The 19,826-nt window shown below is 45.5% G+C and carries 22 protein-coding genes; 10 read left to right on the top strand and 12 right to left on the bottom strand.

From position 1 onward, the window contains the following. Positions 1-13 precede the first annotated feature (13 nt). The 3 genes from grpE to dnaJ all read left to right on the top strand — a co-directional run bounded on the left by grpE (position 14) and on the right by dnaJ (position 3,894). The gene (gene grpE, locus FD973_RS09505) at positions 14-562 is read left to right on the top strand and encodes a nucleotide exchange factor GrpE (protein WP_215323228.1); all 549 of its coding nucleotides are present in this window, start codon (positions 14-16) and stop codon (positions 560-562) included. A gap of 157 nt (positions 563-719) precedes the next feature. Continuing rightward, a complete protein-coding gene (gene dnaK / locus FD973_RS09500) occupies positions 720-2,657 on the top strand; it encodes a molecular chaperone DnaK (RefSeq protein ID WP_215323224.1) in 1,938 nt (645 codons plus the stop codon). Between the two features lie 100 nt (positions 2,658-2,757). Continuing rightward, on the top strand, positions 2,758-3,894 hold the full coding sequence (gene dnaJ, locus FD973_RS09495; RefSeq protein ID WP_215323222.1) for a molecular chaperone DnaJ: 1,137 nt from the start codon (positions 2,758-2,760) through the stop codon (positions 3,892-3,894). Between the two features lie 17 nt (positions 3,895-3,911). Here dnaJ and panB read toward each other — a convergent pair whose 3' ends face one another. From panB to FD973_RS09465, 6 genes are read right to left on the bottom strand one after another with little or no spacing between them, the layout of a single operon-like run. Further along, positions 3,912-4,730: a 3-methyl-2-oxobutanoate hydroxymethyltransferase gene (panB, locus tag FD973_RS09490; protein WP_215323220.1), complete on the bottom strand. Its 819-nt coding sequence runs from the start codon at positions 4,728-4,730 to the stop codon at positions 3,912-3,914. Between the two features lie 17 nt (positions 4,731-4,747). Then, positions 4,748-5,275: a 2-amino-4-hydroxy-6-hydroxymethyldihydropteridine diphosphokinase gene (folK, locus tag FD973_RS09485; protein ID WP_215323219.1), complete on the bottom strand. Its 528-nt coding sequence runs from the start codon at positions 5,273-5,275 to the stop codon at positions 4,748-4,750. A gap of 52 nt (positions 5,276-5,327) precedes the next feature. After that, the gene (pcnB, locus tag FD973_RS09480) at positions 5,328-6,728 is read right to left on the bottom strand and encodes a polynucleotide adenylyltransferase PcnB (protein WP_215323216.1); all 1,401 of its coding nucleotides are present in this window, start codon (positions 6,726-6,728) and stop codon (positions 5,328-5,330) included. Beyond that, positions 6,725-7,405 carry an HAD family phosphatase gene (locus FD973_RS09475; protein WP_215323206.1) on the bottom strand — a complete coding sequence of 227 codons (681 nt, stop codon included), beginning with the start codon at positions 7,403-7,405 and terminating at the stop codon, positions 6,725-6,727. Before FD973_RS09475 ends, pcnB begins: the two co-directional genes overlap by 4 nt. A 19-nt stretch (positions 7,406-7,424) precedes the next feature. After that, complete coding sequence (hda, locus tag FD973_RS09470) at positions 7,425-8,180, bottom strand: DnaA regulatory inactivator Hda (RefSeq protein ID WP_215323204.1); 756 nt, start codon at positions 8,178-8,180, stop codon at positions 7,425-7,427. Between the two features lie 11 nt (positions 8,181-8,191). After that, on the bottom strand, positions 8,192-9,181 hold the full coding sequence (locus FD973_RS09465) for an AI-2E family transporter (RefSeq protein WP_215323202.1): 990 nt from the start codon (positions 9,179-9,181) through the stop codon (positions 8,192-8,194). Positions 9,182-9,254: 73 nt separating this feature from the next. Here FD973_RS09465 and purM point away from each other — a divergent pair, with 73 nt between their 5' ends. Next, positions 9,255-10,307 (top strand): phosphoribosylformylglycinamidine cyclo-ligase, encoded by a 1,053-nt coding sequence (purM, locus tag FD973_RS09460; protein WP_215323199.1) that lies wholly within the window; start codon positions 9,255-9,257, stop codon positions 10,305-10,307. A 16-nt stretch (positions 10,308-10,323) separates the two neighbouring features. Here the strand turns inward: purM and miaA are convergent, their stop codons facing one another. Then, on the bottom strand, positions 10,324-11,328 hold the full coding sequence (gene miaA / locus FD973_RS09455) for a tRNA (adenosine(37)-N6)-dimethylallyltransferase MiaA (protein WP_215323198.1): 1,005 nt from the start codon (positions 11,326-11,328) through the stop codon (positions 10,324-10,326). Positions 11,329-11,386: 58 nt separating this feature from the next. Here miaA and FD973_RS09450 point away from each other — a divergent pair, with 58 nt between their 5' ends. Next, on the top strand, positions 11,387-12,031 hold the full coding sequence (locus FD973_RS09450) for a VTT domain-containing protein (protein WP_215323197.1): 645 nt from the start codon (positions 11,387-11,389) through the stop codon (positions 12,029-12,031). A gap of 36 nt (positions 12,032-12,067) precedes the next feature. Here the strand turns inward: FD973_RS09450 and FD973_RS09445 are convergent, their stop codons facing one another. Continuing rightward, positions 12,068-12,910 carry a SirB1 family protein gene (locus tag FD973_RS09445; RefSeq protein WP_215323193.1) on the bottom strand — a complete coding sequence of 281 codons (843 nt, stop codon included), beginning with the start codon at positions 12,908-12,910 and terminating at the stop codon, positions 12,068-12,070. A gap of 4 nt (positions 12,911-12,914) precedes the next feature. Further along, positions 12,915-14,468, bottom strand: a complete 1,554-nt coding sequence (gene murJ / locus FD973_RS09440) for a murein biosynthesis integral membrane protein MurJ (protein ID WP_215323186.1) — start codon at positions 14,466-14,468, stop codon at positions 12,915-12,917. Between the two features lie 151 nt (positions 14,469-14,619). Between murJ and rpsT the strand changes: the two genes are divergently transcribed. Continuing rightward, positions 14,620-14,886 (top strand): 30S ribosomal protein S20, encoded by a 267-nt coding sequence (rpsT, locus tag FD973_RS09435; RefSeq protein WP_062310407.1) that lies wholly within the window; start codon positions 14,620-14,622, stop codon positions 14,884-14,886. 72 nt (positions 14,887-14,958) lie between these two features. On the opposite strand, the gene FD973_RS09430 is transcribed toward rpsT, so the two are convergent. Next, entirely contained in the window at positions 14,959-15,273 is a 315-nt protein-coding gene (locus FD973_RS09430) for a DUF3579 domain-containing protein (RefSeq protein ID WP_215323185.1), read from the bottom strand. 152 nt (positions 15,274-15,425) lie between these two features. On the opposite strand from FD973_RS09430, the gene argF reads away from it, so the two are divergent. The 4 genes from argF (at position 15,426) to FD973_RS09410 (ending at position 18,830) form a co-directional block, all read left to right on the top strand. Further along, positions 15,426-16,373, top strand: a complete 948-nt coding sequence (gene argF / locus FD973_RS09425) for an ornithine carbamoyltransferase (RefSeq protein ID WP_215324777.1) — start codon at positions 15,426-15,428, stop codon at positions 16,371-16,373. Between the two features lie 77 nt (positions 16,374-16,450). Next, complete coding sequence (locus FD973_RS09420; protein WP_215323184.1) at positions 16,451-17,680, top strand: argininosuccinate synthase; 1,230 nt, start codon at positions 16,451-16,453, stop codon at positions 17,678-17,680. A gap of 35 nt (positions 17,681-17,715) precedes the next feature. Then, complete coding sequence (locus tag FD973_RS09415) at positions 17,716-18,021, top strand: pyrimidine/purine nucleoside phosphorylase (protein ID WP_215323183.1); 306 nt, start codon at positions 17,716-17,718, stop codon at positions 18,019-18,021. A 68-nt stretch (positions 18,022-18,089) separates the two neighbouring features. Continuing rightward, positions 18,090-18,830: an alpha/beta hydrolase gene (locus FD973_RS09410; protein WP_215323181.1), complete on the top strand. Its 741-nt coding sequence runs from the start codon at positions 18,090-18,092 to the stop codon at positions 18,828-18,830. Positions 18,831-18,837: 7 nt separating this feature from the next. On the opposite strand, the gene FD973_RS09405 is transcribed toward FD973_RS09410, so the two are convergent. Next, a complete protein-coding gene (locus FD973_RS09405) occupies positions 18,838-19,290 on the bottom strand; it encodes a DUF192 domain-containing protein (RefSeq protein WP_215323179.1) in 453 nt (150 codons plus the stop codon). Between the two features lie 82 nt (positions 19,291-19,372). Further along, a complete protein-coding gene (locus FD973_RS09400; RefSeq protein ID WP_011903586.1) occupies positions 19,373-19,576 on the bottom strand; it encodes a cold-shock protein in 204 nt (67 codons plus the stop codon). Positions 19,577-19,826 lie beyond the last annotated feature (250 nt).

Below are 19,826 nucleotides of genomic sequence, written 5' to 3'. Positions count from 1 at the left end.
TAAAATAGCGCTCATGACACAAGAAAATCAAAACCCAACACCAGAGCAAGAGAATCCTTCAGTGGAGCCTGTAGCAGAAACTGCGACAGAAGCTCCAGCTGTAAAAACTCCAGAGCAGGAAATTGCTGAGCTCAACCAAAAGATTGGTGAGCTACAAGATAACTTCTTGCGTGCAAAAGCTGAAGGCGAAAATATCCGCCGACGCGCTGTGGAAGATATTGCTAAAGCGCACAAATTTGCAATTGAAAGTTTTGCAGAGCATTTGGTGCCAGTGACCGACAGTCTTTATGCTGCATTGAGTACAGATGCTGGCGACGCTAAAGCCTTTAAAGAGGGTTTGGAAATTACCCTGAAACAACTGCTTTCTGCCTTTGAAAAAGGTCGAATGACTGAAATTAACCCTGCAGTGGGTGATAAATTCGATCCTCACCACCATCAAGCGATTGCTTCGGTACCTTCAGAACAAGAGCCAAATACAGTGGTTTCTGTTCTACAGCGAGGTTATACGGTGGCAGATAGGGTGTTGCGACCAGCATTAGTGACCGTTAGCGCCTCGAAATAGGCAAATCAGTCAGGGGGAACCCCAAAAATACATAAAAAGGGCAGATTTCTGCCTTTTTTGCTATTTGTACCCCTTGAATTCCCCTTTTTTGGCCCCATTTATTGATTATTGAAATATCTAGCAGTCCAACATAACTATTTAATTTTTTGGAGCCATTATGGGAAAGATTATCGGTATCGACTTAGGAACCACGAATTCTTGCGTTTCAGTCGTTGAAAACAATGCACCTAAAGTTGTCGAGAATGCCGAAGGCGCTCGCACAACTCCATCCATCATTGCTTACGTTGAAGATGGTGAGGTGTTGGTTGGTGCACCTGCAAAGCGTCAGTCAGTAACTAATCCTAAAAATACTATCTACGCAGTAAAACGTTTAATGGGTCGTAAGTTTGAAGATCCAGAAGTACAAAAAGATATTGGTCTCATGCCTTATGCAATTATCAAAGCCGACAATGGCGATGCATGGGTTGAGGCACGCGATAAGAAAATGGCGCCACAGCAAGTGTCCGCTGAAATTCTGCGCAAAATGAAAAAAACTGCTGAAGACTATCTCGGCGAAGAAGTGACTGAGGCAGTGATTACTGTTCCTGCTTACTTTAACGATAGTCAACGTCAAGCTACTAAAGACGCTGGTCGTATCGCTGGATTGGATGTAAAGCGCATCATCAATGAACCAACTGCTGCTGCTTTGGCCTTTGGTCTAGACAAGCAAGACAAGGTAGACCGCAAGATTGCTGTGTATGACTTGGGTGGCGGTACATTCGACGTATCCATTATTGAGATTGCTAACGTTGATGGCGAGAAGCAATTTGAAGTGCTCTCTACCAACGGTGACACCTTCTTGGGTGGTGAGGACTTTGACCAACGCATCATCGACTGGATCATTGCTGAGTTCAAGAAAGAGCAAGGCGTTGATTTGAGTAAAGACGTATTGGCATTGCAGCGTTTAAAAGATGCTGCAGAAAAAGCGAAGATCGAGTTGTCTTCTGCTCAACAAACAGAAATCAATTTGCCTTATGTGACAGCTGATGCCAGCGGCCCTAAGCATTTGAACTTGAAATTGACTCGTGCCAAGTTGGAGTCTTTGGTGGAAGAGTTGATTAACCGTACAGCTGGTCCTTGCTTGACTGCCATTAAAGATGCTGGCGTGAATGTGGCTGATATTGATGACGTCATTTTGGTCGGTGGTCAGACACGTATGCCTGCGGTTCAAGACAAAGTGAAAGAAATCTTTGGCAAAGAGCCACGTAAAGACGTTAACCCAGATGAAGCGGTTGCCGTTGGTGCTGCAATTCAGGGCTCTGTATTGTCTGGTGATCGTAAAGACGTATTGCTATTGGATGTGACTCCATTGTCATTGGGTATTGAGACCCTTGGCGGAGTAATGACCAAGATGATCCCAAAGAACACTACGATTCCTACTAAGCATTCACAGGTTTACTCTACTGCGGAAGATAACCAACCTGCAGTAACCATTAAGTGCTACCAAGGCGAGCGTGAAATGGCTGCTGCTAATAAGTTGCTTGGCGAATTTAACCTCGAAGGTATTGCTCCTGCACCACGTGGTTTGCCGCAAATTGAAGTGACCTTTGACATTGATGCCAACGGTATTTTGCATGTAACAGCAAAAGATAAAACCACTGGTAAAGAGAACAAGATCACCATCAAGGCAAACTCTGGCCTGACCGAAGAAGAAATTCAACGCATGGTCAAGGATGCTGAAGCCAATGCTGCTGAAGATAAAAAAGCACTTGAGTTGGTGACTGCGCGCAACACTGCTGATGCTTTGGCTCACTCTACTAAGAAAGCATTAGAGGAACATGGTGCCAGCTTAGAAGCTTCAGAGAAAGAAGCGATTGAAACCGCACTCAAAGATTTGGATGAAGCAATCAAAGGCAGTGATAAGGAAGCGATTGAAGCGAAGACCGAAGCTTTGGGTAAGGCAAGTCAGAAGCTTGGCGAAAAAGTCATGGCTGCTGAACAGGCTAAAGCGGGCGGCGGTGCAGCTGGTGCCGCGCCTGGCGGTGCAGCTTCTGGTTCTGCTCCTGATGCTGATGTGGTTGATGCAGATTTCAAAGAGGTTGATGACAAGAAGTAATTTTGTAATCAGATATTCATAAATGTAGTTTTGATGTACTTAAACAACAAGTCGGCCTCGTGCCGACTTGTGTCATTGAGGTTGTTGAGAGGAATAGGCCGTGCCTAAAAGTAAACGCGATTTTTATGAAGTGCTTGGTGTAGCAAAAGGTGCCAGCGATGATGAGCTTAAAAAAGCCTATCGTAAGCTTGCAATGAAATATCACCCCGATCGCAACCCCGATAGCAAAACTGCTGAAGCGCAATTTAAAGAGGCAAAAGAAGCTTACGAAACCTTATCTGATCCCAATAAGCGCGCTGCTTATGATCAATATGGTCACGCTGGTGTAGATCCTTCAATGGGTGGTGGATTTGGTGGCGGAGGCTTTGGCGGGGGTGGTTTTGCCGATGCGTTTGGCGATATCTTCGGCGATATCTTCGGTCAAGGTGGTGGCCGTCATTCTGGACCACAAGTGTATAAAGGCGCCGACTTGCGCTACAACATGGATATCACACTTGAGCAAGCTGCTGAGGGCTATACAACACAAATTCGTGTGCCAAGTTGGAGTAATTGCAAGCCTTGTCATGGTACTGGTGCCGAGCCGGGAACTAAAGCAGAGAAATGTACCACTTGTGATGGCCATGGTCAGGTTCGTGTCCAACAGGGCTTCTTCTCAATGCAGCAAACCTGCCCTAAATGTCGTGGCACTGGTGAGTACATTCCTAAGCCTTGCAAAACATGTCATGGCAGCGGTAAGCATAAAGAACAAAAAACACTTGAAATCAAAATACCAGCAGGTATTGATGATGGCATGCGAGTGCGCTCAGTTGGTAATGGTGAGCCAGGCATTAATGGTGGGCCGTCAGGTGACCTCTATGTAGAGGTGCATGTGAAGCCTCATAAAGTATTTGAACGTGACGGTAGTGATTTGCATGTACAAATGCCAATTTCATTTGCAACGGCAACGATTGGTGGAGAGATAGAGGTGCCAACCCTTACTGGTCGTGTTGAGTTTCCTATTCCAGAGGGAACTCAAACTGGTAAAACTTTCCGCTTACGTCATAAAGGTATCAAGGGCTTACGCTCTACTTTAGTCGGAGATCTTTTTGTGCACGTTGTCGTGGAAACGCCTATCAAACTTACGGAAGAGCAAAAGAAATTGCTACAGAAGTTTGATGACAGCCTGAAATCTGGCGGTGATAAACATAGCCCCCAACAAAAGGGTTGGTTTGAGGGTGTGAAAAGTTTTTTTAGTTAAAACTACTTGGCTAGAATTCAGCCAGCAAAGCCATGTTCGGGTCCGGGGAATTTGCCGGACTTTACCTCACGTACATAAGCCTTGATAGCTGCCTCGATAGAGTGGTGACCGTCCATAAAGTTTTTGACAAACTTGGGCGGCTTACCAGGGCTGATGCCCAACATATCTTGTAATACCAATACCTGACCAGAGCAATCTGGGCCAGCACCAATTCCGATAGTAGGAATATGAAGTTCAGCAGTAATTTTTTCGCCTAATGAAGAGGGGATCGCTTCTAGCACGACCATTTGTGCGCCAGCAGCTTGGCAAGCAAGTGCTTGCTCGAGCATGACATGGGCTGCATCTTTTGACTTGCCTTGAACCTTATAGCCACCCAATACATGAACTGATTGAGGCAGCAATCCCAAGTGAGCGCAAACGGGTACGCTACGCTCTACTAAGTGACGAATTACATCAACTTGCCACTCACCACCACCTTCAAGTTTGACCATATCTGCGCCAGCGCGCATTAGTTGGGCAGAAGACTCCAGTGCTTGAAATGGATCACCATAGCTTGCAAAAGGAAGATCGGCAATCAAAAAAGCATGAGTATTAGCGCGGGCTACACACTCGGTGTGATAGGCCACCTGCTCTACGGTCACTGGCGTTGTGCTGGAATGTCCTTGAATCACATTACCTAAAGAATCGCCAATCAGGATAGTTTCAACCCCGCAACGATTTAGAAGCGCAGACATAGTTGAATCGTATGCCGTAAGCATAGAAATTTTTTCACCCTCGGCATGCATCGCGAGGAGCTTGGAAATCGTGATTGGCTTATCGCCTTGTAAGTAACCCATGGCGAGAGTTTAATGAATTAATGTGCCGATTGGCTATAAATGTCTTTTTCGCCGCAATTGCAGTTCCTGCAGGCTAATTTTTCAATTCTTTGGTGCGCAACTTGAGGTAAATAGGCTTTGAGCTCGCCCCATTTGGGTAAAAAGAAATCTGGGGCAATTTCAAGTAGGGGCAAAAGTACGAAAGAGCGTTCGATAATCTTGGGGTGTGGAAGCATCAACTCAGTTTCGTTTTGAGTAACACCCTCGTAAGACAAAATATCTAGATCTAGTGTGCGAGGTGCATTTGCATAGGGTCGCTCACGACCAAACTCCTGCTCGATCGCTTGGCAAACATGTAATAAGCCGTAGGGACTTAGCTCAGTTTCAACTTCTATGACGGCGTTAATATAGTCCCCGCCAAGGGCTTCAACGGGCGCGCTTTGATAAAAGCAACTTTTTGCCAAAATTTGAATTTCGGAGCGCAATGCTAGGCAAACAATCGCATCAGTAATAAGCTGACGTGTGTCGCCGATATTGCCGCCAAATCCGATGTATGCCAGTGCCATATGCTTCCAAACTAGAGATAAAACTACTTTACTGAAATTTCTCTAAGTTTGCTTAGCTCGACGCACTTTCCGTGGGCAGCGATGATTTCGGTTTTCTGCGTCGCCGTCTTTTTGTTGGGCTTGGATTATTGCCGGGCTCGCTTTTAACGCTTGTCATCAGATCATCTTGGCCTGCTGGATCAGCCGCTATGAAGTCAGTCCACCATTGGCCAATCGCTGGATTCAGCTCCCCGGTTGCGCAACGAAGCAACATAAAGTCATACCCCGCCCTGAAACGAGGGGATTCAATTAAGCGGTATGGGTAACGACCAACACGTCTTTCAAAACGTGGCTGCATTGACCAAATCTCGCGCATATCGCTTTCAAAGCGCCGTTGAATAGTCATTCCATTGCTTTGGGTGGCAATCGTGACATCCATCGCATCATGAAGGGAGGGAATATTAGCCATACCCTTGGCTGTATTGGCTTTCCAATTTTTCAATAAATCAGGCCAAAGCAGAGTGGCAAATAAGAATCCAGCAGAAACACTTTTTCCAGCTTGAATGCGTTGATCGGTGTTAGCCAAAGCAAGCTTTACAAAATTATTGGCTCCTTTGGAATCTTCGCCCTCGTCAAGAATATGGTCAAGCAGTGGAAGTAGACCATGATGAAGTCCAGCTTCTTTTAACCCCTGAATTGCTGCCCACGAGTAGCCAGACATTAAGAGTTTCAGAATTTCGTCAAAGAGTCGAGCTGAAGGAACGTCGTTTAATAATTTCCCAAGATTTGCAATCGGTTCGCGTGTGGCGCTATCTAGCTGAAAACCAGTCTTGGCTGCAAAACGAACAGCTCTGAGCATGCGAACAGGATCTTCGCGATAGCGCTTAGCGGGATCTCCAATCATGCGCAGGGTTCGCTTTTGCATATCCGCCATGCCACCGTGATAGTCGAGAACGGTTTCTGAGGATGGGTCGTAATACATTGCATTGATTGTGAAGTCACGTCTTGCCGCATCTTCCCCTTGGGATCCCCAAACGTTGTCTCGTAGGATTCGTCCGCTTTCGGCAACATGGTCTCCAGCGTTATCTAATAAGGCCCTGAAGGTTGAGACCTCGATAATTTCAGGGTGGCCTTTACCAAAAAAAGTTACATGCACAATCTGAAAGCGACGACCGATGAGGCGTGCTTTTCGAAATAGTCTTTGTACTTGATCAGGCGTTGCATTGGTTGCGACATCAAAATCTTTTGGACTTATGCCTAGAGCAAGATCCCGAACTGCGCCACCAACAATAAAGGCCTCAAAGCCCGCTTGTTGTAATGTTTGCGTTACCTTAACTGCATTTTTTGAGAGCAAATGAGGGTCGATGTGATGCGCTTTTTTGGGAATACGTTTCGGTGCGCCAGTTTTGTTCGCCTGCGTGTGTTTGACCATGGGGTCACGTCGCAGAATGCGTTTAATAAATTTTGCGATCATGCGAATAATTCAAGAATAGGCCAGTTGCGCTTATTTGCTTCATTGCGAAGGCGGTCATCTGGATTGGTGGCGACAGGATGACTTACTTCTTCTAGCAAAGGAAGATCATTCATCGAGTCTGAATAAAAATAACTACGTGGCAAGGTACTTAATGATAGTTTTTGAGAAGCCAACCAGTTGTGCAAATTTTGTATTTTGCCTTCGCGAAAATTAGGAATGCCTTTGACTTCGCCGTTGTAGCTGGCTAATGGCTGATTATCTATCGTAGCTGGTTCTGTAGCGATTAAATGCTCAATGCCAAAACTTTCAACAATTGGGCGAGTTACAAAACTATTGGTGGCGGTAATTACGCAGCAAAGATCTCCCGCATCTTGGTGCTGCTTTACAAGATCAATAGCTTCTTGACGTAGTTGACCATGAATTACTTCCTTCATAAAAGCATCGTGCCACTCTTTGAGCTGCGCGCGGGAGTGTTCGGAGAGTGGCTTTAAAGCAAAGCGAAGAAACTCATGAATATCCAGCTTACCCTCTTTATAGTCCTGATAAAAACGTTCATTCTGGCGGGCATAGTATTCGCTATCAACAACGCCGATACGGGCTAAAAATTGACCCCATTCGTAGTCGCTATCGCAGGGCAAAAGAGTATGGTCTAAGTCGAAGAGGGCTAACTGAGTCACGTATTGAATATCTATTAAATTATTTGGGCTGCAAGAGCTCGCGTACTAAAGGTAAGGTTACAGCACGTTTTGTTTCTAGTGAATATGCATCTAATGCGTCAATCAATGCCATTAAGCTCGGCATATCTCGATAAAAGCGATTTAGTAGCCATGGCAAAACTTCGGGAGATAAAACTAGCCCGCGTGCTTTAGCGGCTTCGCTCAATGCTTGTATTTTCTCATCATCATCCAAAAGTTGTGTCTGAAAGACTAGGCCCCAGCCCAAGCGAGTTCGTAGGTCTTCCCGAATCTTTAAGTTTGCAGGCGCCGCCTTGCCTGTCATGAATATGTGAATTGCTTTGCTGGCTTGGACCACGTTGAGAATGCGAAAGAGTGATCCTAGGAGACGATCATCCAGATGATCAACGTCGTCTACGGTAATAACTGAAGGATTATCTCTTTGAGCCATCTCGCTGATGTTATCTTCTAGTCGAACCCATGAAGCGGGTTCTGCAGAGCTTAATGAAACATGTTCTAAGCCCGCATGCTGGGCTGCATTTCCTATGGCAGCTAGTAAATGGCTACGCCCAGAGCCTGCAGGACCCCACCAGTAAATCCACCGCTGATTAAGGGGGTTGTTGGCAGACTTTTCAGGAGCTCTACCCCAAGATCCCTCAATCTCCTTCAGGGTAGAAATTAATGCGAGATCTTTTCCGGGAAGATAATTTTCTAAGCTAGCAGTAGGTGAGTGACTGATATCTAGCGCAAATTGTTTTGGGAGTGGGATTGTATTCATTACTACCAAACTTATTTTTGATACCAAGAGCTTTGCGTATAGAGAGACCAAAAATACTTGACCAAGACTAAGCTCACCGCGCTAATTGGTAGAGCAAGTAAGACCCCGAAGAAGCCAAACAGTTTGCCAAATAACAATAACGCAAACAAAACTGCAACTGGATGTAGACCAATACGTTCGCCAACAAGACGGGGTGTTAAGAAGAAGCCTTCTAGGAACTGACCAATACCAAACAAAATCAACACCATAATAATTTCGCTACCAGGACCAAATTGAAGCAGCGCTGACAAGGTGGATAGAGTAAGGCCCAAGGTGATGCCGATATAGGGAATCACAATCATGAGGGCAGTAAATACTCCAAGTGCTGCGGCACCTTTGACACCAATCAGGCTTAAACCCGCGCTGTAATAGACTGCCATGATCGAGATCACAATCAACATGCCGCGTAAGTACTGAGAAAGCAATCCATCGGTATGCATCGCTAAGTGATGAACGGTTTCTTGCGCACGTACAGGCACAAGACTTTTTACTAAGCTGAAGAAATGATTCCAGTCCATCAGCAAATAAAACATCACAAAAATAATAAGGACCGCATTAACGAATCCTGCGATCACAGAGCTACCAGACATCAAAACTGTGCTGATGGTCGATGACATCAAACTGTCAGCATTGTCATTAATGTGTTCGGTGATTTTTTGGGTGGCGCTCGCCTTTAAGTCTCCCCAATCCACATCAATATGAAATTCACTGAGTTTTGGGCCTAGCCAGGCCTGGGTATTGGCAATCCAATCAGGGAGTTGGGCTTTGATGAGGGGGATTTCATACCTTAGAAGGCCAATTAACAGGCTGAGGATGCCCAAGAGAAGACCTATTCCAACTAGCATGGATAAAGCTGCCGCTAGAGCTTGGGGTAAACGACGCTGCTCAAGCCATAGGCAAACAGGGCGTAAGGCATACGCCAGAATGAATGCAGTGAGAAAAGGGGTAAAAATTTCAGCCATCTTGCTTCAATCCTCTAGAATTCAATGATTCTACTGACGAAGTAGCATTTTTTACTAATATTCCGGCTCTGATATGACTTCATCTACTAATTCCCCCTCAAAAGGCCTTTCCTACCGTGACGCTGGCGTCGATATTGACGCTGGGGACGATTTGGTTGACCGCATCAAGCCGCTTGCCAAAAAGACTATGCGCGAAGGTGTTCTGGCAGGAATTGGCGGCTTTGGCGCTCTTTTTGAGGTGCCTAAGCGTTATAAAGAGCCAGTGTTGGTCTCGGGTACTGACGGTGTTGGTACTAAGCTCAGATTGGCTTTTGAATGGAATCGTCATGAGACCATTGGCCAAGATCTCGTGGCTATGAGCGTCAACGACATTCTGGTGCAGGGTGCCGAACCCCTCTTTTTCTTAGATTATTTTGCTTGTGGCAAGTTAACTGTGGATACCGCGGCAACAGTTGTTGGTGGCATTGCCAAGGGATGTGAGCTGTCTGGATGCGCTTTGATTGGTGGTGAGACTGCAGAAATGCCTGGCATGTATCCGCCAGGCGAATATGACTTAGCTGGATTTGCGGTGGGTGCGGTTGAGAAATCCAAAATTATTACTGGGGCAACGATAGTCCCTGGCGATGTAGTGCTGGCTATTGGTTCAAGTGGAGCCCACTCTAATGGCTATTCGTTAGTGCGCAAAATTATTGAACGCGCTGGTGCAAAGCCGACGGATGATTTAGGTGGTCGTCCTCTTGGCGATGTCGTGATGGCGCCAACCGAAATTTATGTGAAACCACTGCTTAAATTGATTTCTGAAATCAATGTAAAAGGCATGGCGCATATTACTGGTGGTGGTTTGGTGGATAACGTGCCGCGTGTGCTCCCAGAAAATACGCAGGCAGTTTTGCATCGTGATAGTTGGCAAATGCCAGAACTCTTCCGCTGGTTGCAGATGAAGGGCGGCGTAGCTGATGCTGAAATGGTGCGGGTCTTTAACTGCGGCATCGGCATGGTGGTCATTGTTGCGCCTAATGAAGTGGACGTTGCTATCCAATCATTAACTGCTCAAGGTCTCAAAGCATGGACAGTGGGTGAAGTGGTTGAGCGTCCAAAGGATGCCCCACAAACTATCGTTATCTAAAGCGATAGTTATTAACTTATTTTTTCAAGTTACTTTTGCAGTAATCTAGAGCCGCCTTCAGCTCTACGGGGTTGAAGGGGTCAAATGTTTTTCTTCCTTCAATGGCTCGCAACCATGTTAATTGTCTTTTGCCAAGCTGTCTGGTCGCAGCCAAAGCCTTGTAGCGCATTTGTTCGGCGTCAATTTCTCCATTAAGAAATTCCCAGGCTTGACGATAGCCCACTGAGCGTATCGCTGGTAAGTCAGCGTGTAATTCAGTGTTGGTGTGAAGCATTTTGACCTCATCGATAAAACCGGCGGCGAGCATTTCATCAAACCGCTTTTCTAAATTGAGGTGTAATCGTTTCCGATCGCTTGGCTCGAGAGAAACTAATTTAATCCAAGGCGGAATTGCAGAACCTTCTCTGCCATCCTCACTTGGTGAGTCTGCCAAAATTGCCGACATTGGTTTGCCTGTGATTTCAAAAACTTCTAGTGCGCGTTGTACTCGTTGTGAGTCATTTGGTTTTAAGCGAGCCGCAGTTTCGGGATCAATCTGCGCAAGCTTAGCGTGCATTGCTGGCCAACCAATTGACTTACCTTCCTCATCCAATCTAGCTCGTATTTCGGGATTTGCTGTTGGTAGTGAAGATAAACCATGCGCCCATGCGCGCCAATACAGCATCGTTCCACCTACAACGACTGGAATATTGCCCCGCTCACGAATTTCCTTGCAAAGACGTTTTGCGTCCGTAGCAAATCGAGCAGCGGAATACACCTCAGTAGGTTCAATAATGTCTATTAAATGATGTGTTACCGCGGCTTGTTCGGCTTTAGTCGGCTTCGCGCTTCCTATATCTAAACCGCGATAGACCAATGCGGAGTCCATGCTGATGAGTTCAATAGTTAGGCCAATAGATTGGGCATAGGTCGCCAAAGTCATTGCGAGATGGGTCTTGCCAGCACCTGTAGGCCCAACAATACAAAGAGTAGGGGTTTCGTCTGGGGCTTGCATAGGCTGAATGTAAGGTTCAGTTGGCATGCCCGATTATAAGAGCCTGTTAATATCCGCAACAACCAATTAGTTTGAGAGTGAGTTGATGGATACCCTTTTGCAAATCAGTGATTTATTGCTACACATTGATAAACATCTAGATGTGGTGATTCAGCAATATGGCCCATGGGCCTACGGCCTTCTATTCGCTATTGTTTTTGCAGAAACGGGTTTGGTGGTCGCGCCATTTTTGCCTGGTGATTCTCTTTTATTTATTGCGGGCGCTTACTGCGCTACCGAGCATTTCAATATATGGACCTTATGTACTGGTTTATTAATTGCTGCAGTTGCCGGTAATACAGTGAACTATTTCATTGGTCGCTGGATTGGAAAAAAAGTTTTTAGTAGCCAATCGCGCTGGATTGATCAGGGCGCGTTGCTAAAGACGCACGCTTTTTATGAAAAGCATGGTGGCAAGACCATTATCCTTGCCCGTTTCTTGCCGATCATTCGAACTTTCGCACCCTTTATTGCAGGTGTATCGGAAATGAATTTTTCACGCTTTCAGTTTTTTAATATTACTGGCGCTACGTTATGGGTTTTTGGCTTAGTAATTGCTGGCTATTTCTTTGGAAATATTCCCATTATTCGCCAAAATCTGAATGTAATCGTCTTGGTTGGCGTTGGCGCTGCTGCAGTACCAGTTCTATTTGCTGCGATTTACAAGATTTTTCAGCGCAAGAAAAATTAATGAGGTAAACCAAGCTAAAGCCATGGTTAATTGGCTTTAGTGCAACTTGGTTTGGCTTTCTAGCGTGGCGATATGCTCACGTATATCGCTTGCATCCTCTGCCTCTGGCACTTCACTGAGATAGCGGTGCATATCAGCTAAAGCAGGGCGCAAATATTCAAGTTGAGCAAAAATTAATCCTCTGTCACGAATTTCTTCGATGGAGTCAGGCAGCAAAATGACTAAGCGCTCCTGAATGCCTAGCAGGCGCTCCCAGCGCTCATGCTCGGAATAAATCATTTTGAGGTTTCTTAAGTAGCGCGACAAAATTTCTCTTGAGCTAGAAGCGCGTAAAAAGATATTGAGAGGCAGGCTGAGTTCACCCCGATAGCCCTTTGCATCAAGATAAGGGTCGAGCATCTCTTGTAACTGGGTTTTGGAAAGCGAATCGCCAGTTAAGGGATCCATGATTACTTCACCTTGTTGTAAAGAGATGCGCATCATGAAATGGTTGGGAAAAGAAACACCACGAATTTTTAAGCCGATTTGATTGCCTAATTCAATCATCAAAATGGCTAGTGAAATTGGAATGCCTCTGCGATTCTCAAGTACATGGTGCAAGTATGAGTTTTCAGGGGCATAAAAATCATTCGGGTTTGGGCCGAAGCCCAATTCGGTATAAAAGAAATGCTTGAGAATTTGCAGTCGCTGAATAGGCGATGTATCAGGAGTAATGCGCAGCTTTAATTTATTTCCCAATTGATCAAGGCGATCTAGTACTCCCTGCACATCTAGGTCAGGATAGGCGTGTTGTGCAACAGCGATTGCCGCCTCCGTTAAAGGGAGGTGTTCGTCTTCTGCAACAAGGGATGTGAAATAGTCAAGTTGTTGTGTTGGCATAAGCCTATTTTGCATGACGCAAGAATTTTTGCCAGCGAATTCCAACTAACCCTAGAGATGCAAAGTAAACAACGGCAGCAATTCCCAACCATGCAGCCACTAGGCCTATGCGAAGCCAGGGTTCAGCCTGTAGGGCAATCCAATTATGTGCATTAGCCGCATAAAGCAATACTGCTGAGAAAGGAATGAGTGCCAGAAGTAATTGACCCAAGTACTTTGTCCAGCCAGAGTTGGGTAGTGCCCCACGTCGATGCAGACCAACCCACAATAACGCAGCGTTAAGGCAGGCTCCAGTACCTACAGACAATGCCAGTCCTGCATGACCAAGCCAAGGAACAAAGATGACATTTGCTAGTTGGGTGGCTATCAACACGAGTAAACCAATCTTCACTGGAGTGCGAATATCTTGGCGAGAATAAAAGCCTGGCGCCAAAATCTTTACAAGAATTAAGCCGATTAAGCCAACTCCATAAGCTGCTAAAGCACGTTGTGTCATTAAGACATCTAAGGCATTAAATTTTCCATAGTGATAAAGAACGGCAGCTAGTGGTTCTCCAAAGAGGAAGAGTGCGAGCGCACAAGGTGCAGCCAGTAAAAAGGTGAGTTGCAATCCCCAGATGAGTAACTCGCCGGCATGGACTAGATCATTTTTAGCATTGGCTTTACTTAGGCTAGGCAAGAGCACTGTGCCTAATGCTACGCCGAGAAGTGCCGTTGGAAACTCCATTAAACGATCGGCATAGGAAAGCCACGACACGCTTCCTGCCTGAAGGCGTGAGGCAATATTGGTATTGATGATCAGGGAGATTTGAGCTACCGACACAGCAAATACAGCGGGCCCCATTAACCGTAATACACGTCTTGCATCTGGATTATTGGCGGCAGCCTTCACAGCGCCCGGTAACAAGCCAATACGTGGCAGTAAGCCAATTCTCGAGAGGGCTGGAATCTGAATGGCCAATTGCAATATGCCACCAAGCAAGACGCCAATACTTAAGGCATAGATAGGTTGTTCAAGATGGGGTGCTAAGAACAGTGCGCTACCAATAAGGGCTAAATTCAGCAAAACTGGAGTAAAGGCCGGTATGGCAAAACGCTGAAATGTATTCAAAATCCCTGCTGATAGTGAAACCAGGGAAATCAGGCCGATATAAGGAAACATGATGCGAGTCATGATTACGCTGGCTTCGTATGCTTGCCCCCCTTTAAAGCCCGTAGCAATGGCTAGGATCAGTACTGGAGCCCCAATAACCCCCGCCAATACCGTAATGAGCAAAGCCCAAAATAAGAGGGTGGCAACCGCATTGACGAGGATTTGGGCCTGTTTTTGATCCCCATTGGTAGAAATTTCGCCCAAAATGGGTACAAAAGCCTGAGAAAAGGCCCCTTCCGCAAAGAGTCGACGCAGTAAGTTTGGCAGCCTAAAAGCCACATTAAAGGCATCAGTCCACTCTGAGGCCCCGAAACTACGGGCAATCAGAGTCTCCCGAAGCAGGCCCGTAATACGGGACAGCATGGTCAGGGAACTAACCTTGGCAGCGGCAGAAAGCAGATTCATGAGCCGATTTTCACCTATTTATCGGTCGGCTGGGCTTTTTTGGCCCTTTAAGGTAAAATCTTGGGTTTTGGCGAGCTTGCTTGGGAATCTAGCAAGTCCGCGAGATTTTTAACTAATCGTAGTTTGCAATTTATAGAGGCAAGGTTTAAAGATGGCCAATACAGCACAAGCGCGCAAGCGTGCACGCCAAGCAGTAAAACAAAACGAACACAACTCCAGTTTGCGTTCTAAGCTTCGTACTTCCATCAAGGCAGTTCGTAAAGCTATCGAAACTGGTGATAAAGCTGCTGCAGCGAAAGTTTTCGCAGCAACTCAATCAACAATCGATAAGATTGCCGATAAAAAGATCGCTCACAAAAATACTGCAGCTCGTCAGAAGTCACGTTTGTCTGCAGCAATTAAGGCGATGGCAGCGTAATACGAATTTAGTTTTAGGCTGATCGATTTGTTTCGATCTAAGCCCGCTCCTTATCAGGGCGGGTTTTTGTTTTTAAGACTGGGTTGAGCTTGTTGGGTTGAACTCACATGCCTCTTCGATCGGTAGGCTGTTGTCTTTGGCAAAGTTCATGACAAAGTCTAGCGCTCTAGGATCAAGATCACCTAGTCTGGTATCGATAACAACGCATTTCACTTTTGCAATTAGCACTGGTCTGACATAGGGCGAATAAGTGAAGCGAGGGTCCCCGGAGTCACCGGGTGGGCGAAAAGTAGCCATTACCCCGCACAGACGCTCCGCCCAATCGCTGGGCCTAAATGGTTTGCCGGAAGTGGTAATGCCTTGAATGAAAAGCTTTTTGTGGTTCAAGTTCGCGTAATGATGGTCGTAAGAAATAGTATTGCTAAGTCCTCAAGCTTAACAGCCTGAGTTGATCGTAAGATGACTTTAGGGTCTATTTTCGTGCAGACGAAAATTTGAAGAAAAAAATGCAAGCCAAAACTTTAGTAGAAAACTCAACTATGACATCTCTGGCAAAGCCTCAAGTGCCCGGTCAGGTAAAACACTACCTGCAGTTTTCTGACCTAACTCGTGAAGAGTATGACTATTTACTAAAGCGGGCTGCATGGCTCAAGGCCAAATTCAAGAGTTATGAGACTTGGCATCCTCTGCATGATCGAACTCTAGCGATGATTTTTGAGAAGCATTCCACCCGCACTCGTTTATCGTTTGAAGCAGGCATTCACCAGCTTGGTGGGCATGCCGTATACCTCAACACACGGGACACTCAGTTGGGTCGTGGCGAGCCTGTAGAGGACGCTGCTCAGGTGATTTCGCGTATGACGGACATCATCATGATCCGCACTTTTGGTCAGGAGATTATTGAGCGCTTTGCATCGAATTCTCGCGTTCCAGTAATCAATGGCCTTACTAATGAATTTCACCCTTGCCAAGTACTGGCTGATATTTTTACGTTGGTTGAGGCACGTGGGCCAATTCAAGGGAAGACAGTAGCTTGGGTGGGTGATGCCAACAATATGGCCTATACCTGGCTCCAAGCAGCCGAATGTTTAGATTTTCAATTACGTTTTTCAGCTCCCGAGGGTTATCAGTTAGATCCAGCACGTTTGACGCCAGAGGCAGCAAAACATCTCACCATTTGCTCTGATCCTAGAGAGGCATGCAAAGGTGCCGACCTAGTCACCACCGATGTCTGGACCAGCATGGGATATGAAGCAGAAAATACCTCGCGTATGCATGCCTTTCAGGACTGGATGGTTGATGAGGAGTTGATGTCTTTAGCTAAGCCAGATGCTTTATTTATGCATTGTTTACCTGCGCATCGTGGAGAAGAGGTATCAGCTGGCGTGATTGATGGTCCACAAAGTATTGTGTGGGAAGAGGCGGAAAATCGTTTGCACGTCCAAAAGGCTTTGATGGAGTATTTGCTTTGCGGGCGTTTGGATTAAGTATTAAGACGTAAGCAATAAAATAAGAAGTAGTTTGTCCTAGTGAAAATTTAGTTAATTTTGATTGAACAAGAAAAATGTCCGATATTAAAAAAGCAGTCTTAGCGTACTCTGGCGGTCTCGATACAAGTGTTATCTTGAAATGGCTTCAAGACACTTATGATTGTGAAATCGTGACCTTTACGGCTGACTTGGGCCAAGGTGAAGAGTTAGAGCCCGCGCGTGCTAAGGCTTTGCAATTTGGCATCAAGCCAGAGAATATTTTTATTGATGACTTGCGCGAAGAATTCGTGCGCGATTTTGTTTTTCCAATGTTCCGCGCCAATACTATTTACGAGGGCGAGTATTTATTAGGCACTTCCATTGCGCGTCCATTAATCGCAAAACGTCAAATTGAAATTGCTCGCTTGACTGGCGCTGATTCTGTATCGCATGGCGCTACTGGCAAAGGTAATGACCAAGTGCGTTTTGAATTGGGTTATTACGCTTTAGAGCCAGGAATCAAAGTGATTGCCCCTTGGCGCGAATGGGATTTGCTGTCTCGTGAAAAGTTAATGGCCTATGCTGAAAAGCATGGCATTCCAGTTGAAATGAAACACAAGCAAGGCGGCTCACCATACTCAATGGATGCCAATCTCTTGCATATTAGTTACGAAGGTCGTCACTTAGAAAATCCGAATGCCGAAGCAGAGGAATCTATGTGGCGTTGGACGGTTTCTCCTGAAAAAGCACCAGACGCTCCAGAAATTATTGAGATTGAATTCAAGGCCGGCGATCCAGTGGCTATTAATGGCAAGGCGTATAAGCCACATGAGTTGTTAGCTGAATTAAACCGCGTTGGTGGTAAGCATGGTATTGGTCGTCTCGATTTGGTAGAAAACCGTTTTGTAGGTATGAAGAGTCGTGGTTGCTATGAAACCCCAGGCGGCACTATTCTCCTGAAAGCTCATCGCGGCATTGAAAGTATTACATTGGATCGTGAAGTCGCTCATTTGAAGGATGACTTGATGCCACGTTATGCCGGCTTGATTTATAACGGCTTATGGTGGGCGCCAGAGCGCATTGCCTTGCAAACTTTAATTGATCATACGCAACAAGCTGTCAATGGGGTTGTTCGTTTGAAGCTCTATAAGGGTTCTGTATCTGTGATTTCACGTGATTCAGCAAATACTTTGTTTGATCAAAATATTGCAACTTTTGATGATGATGGCGGCGCATACAACCAAGCAGACGCTGGCGGCTTTATTAAGCTCAATGCTTTACGTATGCGTATTGCTGAAACGGCCAAACGTAAGCGCGCTAAGTGATAATCGATATTAGAAATTAAGAATAGGAAAACCAAATGCAATTTGATCAAGTGTCAGTCGGCAAAAAAGCCAATGTATTTTTTGACGGTAAGTGTGTTTCTCATACTGTGACATTACCTAATGGTGTGCGTAAGTCTGTTGGCGTAGTGTTACCAAGCACTTTACGTTTTGATTTGAGCACTAAGGAAGTCATGGAAGTAGTTGATGGATCTGCTTTCGTCAGCATCAATGGCGCCCCAGAGCAAGAGTTCAAATCCGGTCAAAGTTGGGAAGTGGAAAAGGGTGGTTACTTCATTATTCGTGCCGAGCAACCAGTGCACTATGTTTGCCACTTCGAGTAATTAGAAGCTGCTTCAGAGAAAGCCACCCAAGGGTGGCTTTTTATTTTTTGCCATGTCAGAATCCGAGCATGAGGCTTATTCACTTCCTTGTCGCGTTGGTTTTATTTATAACATCCTCTGCTTATTCTCAGGTTATTGATGTTCCTTACAAGGATGATGCCCCCACTAGAACGCTATTGACCCCAGTGAAGAATGCCAAAGCAGTCGTCCTTTTGTTTCCTGGCGGGGGTGGTGTTTTAAATTTGAAAGATGACGGTTCAACTAAGAACTTTCACACATTTGTGAGGTCGAAAGATCTCTGGGCTCAATATGGAATTGATTCGGTCTTGGTAGATACCCCCTATGACCTAGGCGGAGGTATGCGCAATTCTCGATCTATCAGAGACCATCAGCAAAGAATTTTGAATGTGGTTAATTACTACAAAGAAAAGCTCAATTTGCCTGTGTGGATTTTTGGGCACAGCATGGGAACAGTCAGCGTTACCGAATTTGTTAACGGTGGCAAAGAAAAAGAGAAGTTAATTGCTGGAGTGATCGTTGCAGGAACATATCGTTCTGCAACGATAGATTCAGATGTCAAAGTGCCAGTGTTGGCGGTGCATCATGTAGACGATGGCTGTGCATCCACGCCAATTGCTACATCAGAGAGAATTATTGATAGCCGACCAAAGCAGTCTAATTCTCAGTTTATACAAATTGATGGTGGCATTAGCGAAGGTGACGTGTGCGGATCAAAGGCATACCACGGATTTAATCAAAGGGAGTCTGAGTTAATTAGAGTTGTAGCCCAGTTCATATTAAAAAATTAGAGTAATTCTATTTTTTTGGTAAACCGGTGATCACGCTTCCGGGTACGATCGCCCGCTCTGAGAACCATTGCTTATTCATTTCAAGCGCATAACGCACAGCTGCTTTAGGGCAGTGGTTATTGGTTGTCTCTGCCTGCATCTCTTCTATGTTCACAATCTTGCCGTCATCCGCAATGAAAGCAATAGAGAGTGGAATCTTGGTGTTGTTCATCCAGAAGCAATGCCCCGCTTTTTGTTCAAAGATAAATAGCATTCCAGAATTCATAGGCATGCTCGTGCGATTCATGAGGCCAACTTCTCTTGCCTTTGGGTTGTCAGCAACCTCCGCTTGTATACGATAGATGCCAGTTTTCAGTTCGATGATGGGCAGGCCAACATTAACCTGAGCTGATGCAAAACTTGAGCCAAGCCAAAGAAGTGATAAGAGTAGTTTGCGAAAAAAATGGGTGGAGATTTTCATTGGCTCATTTTAAGTTAGACAAACTACGGACGAAAAAAACCCAGGAACAAGTCCTGGGTTTTTAATAATGATCTAAGGACTATTAAGCCGCTTGGATATTGGTAGCTTGCTTGCCTTTAGGACCTTGGGTAATGTCAAACGTTACCTTTTGGTTTTCCTTGAGGGTTTTGAACCCAGGCATAGTAATTGCGCTGAAATGCGCGAACAACTCTTCTTCACCATCATCAGGTTTGATAAAGCCAAAACCTTTTGCATCATTGAACCACTTAACAATTCCGGTCGCCATGCGAACTCCATTACATAAACTTAAAACAACCGTGATGAGGGTAAATACTTTTTAATCAGTCTCAATCCACAACACGCCTAAATAGAACCTCTTTAAAGGCCTACCCCCTGATTGTTTGCCCTTTTTGGAGGGGTGTCAAGGAGTTATATAGGCATCCCCCCTAGTAAATACCCCTTTTTTTATCGAAAAATGCCCCAATATGGTTATTAAGAGGGGTTTTTGCGGGTTTTACGCAACAAGACCCCAGTAA

It is taken from the genome of Polynucleobacter sp. MWH-Braz-FAM2G (assembly GCF_018687635.1).
In the GTDB taxonomy this organism is placed as follows: domain Bacteria; phylum Pseudomonadota; class Gammaproteobacteria; order Burkholderiales; family Burkholderiaceae; genus Polynucleobacter.
Note: the sequence above shows the minus strand (reverse complement) of the source record. Positions and strands in the feature narration are given on the sequence as shown.

Bases quoted from the DNA above. Each gene is read 5' to 3' on its own strand.
- miaA (WP_215323198.1), bottom strand. From the start codon at position 11,328: ATGCCAACTGAACCTTACATTCAGCCTATGCAAGCCCCAGACGAAACC.
- panB (WP_215323220.1), bottom strand. From the start codon at position 4,730: ATGGGTTACTTACAAGGCGATAAGCCAATCACGATTTCCAAGCTCCTC.
- folK (WP_215323219.1), bottom strand. From the start codon at position 5,275: ATGGCACTGGCATACATCGGATTTGGCGGCAATATCGGCGACACACGT.
- pcnB (WP_215323216.1), bottom strand. From the start codon at position 6,728: ATGATCGCAAAATTTATTAAACGCATTCTGCGACGTGACCCCATGGTC.
- FD973_RS09450 (WP_215323197.1), top strand. From the start codon at position 11,387: ATGGATACCCTTTTGCAAATCAGTGATTTATTGCTACACATTGATAAA.
- FD973_RS09420 (WP_215323184.1), top strand. From the start codon at position 16,451: ATGTCCGATATTAAAAAAGCAGTCTTAGCGTACTCTGGCGGTCTCGAT.
- dnaK (WP_215323224.1), top strand. From the start codon at position 720: ATGGGAAAGATTATCGGTATCGACTTAGGAACCACGAATTCTTGCGTT.
- murJ (WP_215323186.1), bottom strand. From the start codon at position 14,468: ATGAATCTGCTTTCTGCCGCTGCCAAGGTTAGTTCCCTGACCATGCTG.
- grpE (WP_215323228.1), top strand. From the start codon at position 14: ATGACACAAGAAAATCAAAACCCAACACCAGAGCAAGAGAATCCTTCA.
- FD973_RS09400 (WP_011903586.1), bottom strand. From the start codon at position 19,576: ATGGCGACCGGAATTGTTAAGTGGTTCAATGATGCAAAAGGTTTTGGC.
- purM (WP_215323199.1), top strand. From the start codon at position 9,255: ATGACTTCATCTACTAATTCCCCCTCAAAAGGCCTTTCCTACCGTGAC.
- rpsT (WP_062310407.1), top strand. From the start codon at position 14,620: ATGGCCAATACAGCACAAGCGCGCAAGCGTGCACGCCAAGCAGTAAAA.
- argF (WP_215324777.1), top strand. From the start codon at position 15,426: ATGACATCTCTGGCAAAGCCTCAAGTGCCCGGTCAGGTAAAACACTAC.
- FD973_RS09445 (WP_215323193.1), bottom strand. From the start codon at position 12,910: ATGCCAACACAACAACTTGACTATTTCACATCCCTTGTTGCAGAAGAC.
- FD973_RS09415 (WP_215323183.1), top strand. From the start codon at position 17,716: ATGCAATTTGATCAAGTGTCAGTCGGCAAAAAAGCCAATGTATTTTTT.
- FD973_RS09405 (WP_215323179.1), bottom strand. From the start codon at position 19,290: ATGAAAATCTCCACCCATTTTTTTCGCAAACTACTCTTATCACTTCTT.
- FD973_RS09465 (WP_215323202.1), bottom strand. From the start codon at position 9,181: ATGGCTGAAATTTTTACCCCTTTTCTCACTGCATTCATTCTGGCGTAT.
- FD973_RS09410 (WP_215323181.1), top strand. From the start codon at position 18,090: ATGAGGCTTATTCACTTCCTTGTCGCGTTGGTTTTATTTATAACATCC.
- hda (WP_215323204.1), bottom strand. From the start codon at position 8,180: ATGAATACAATCCCACTCCCAAAACAATTTGCGCTAGATATCAGTCAC.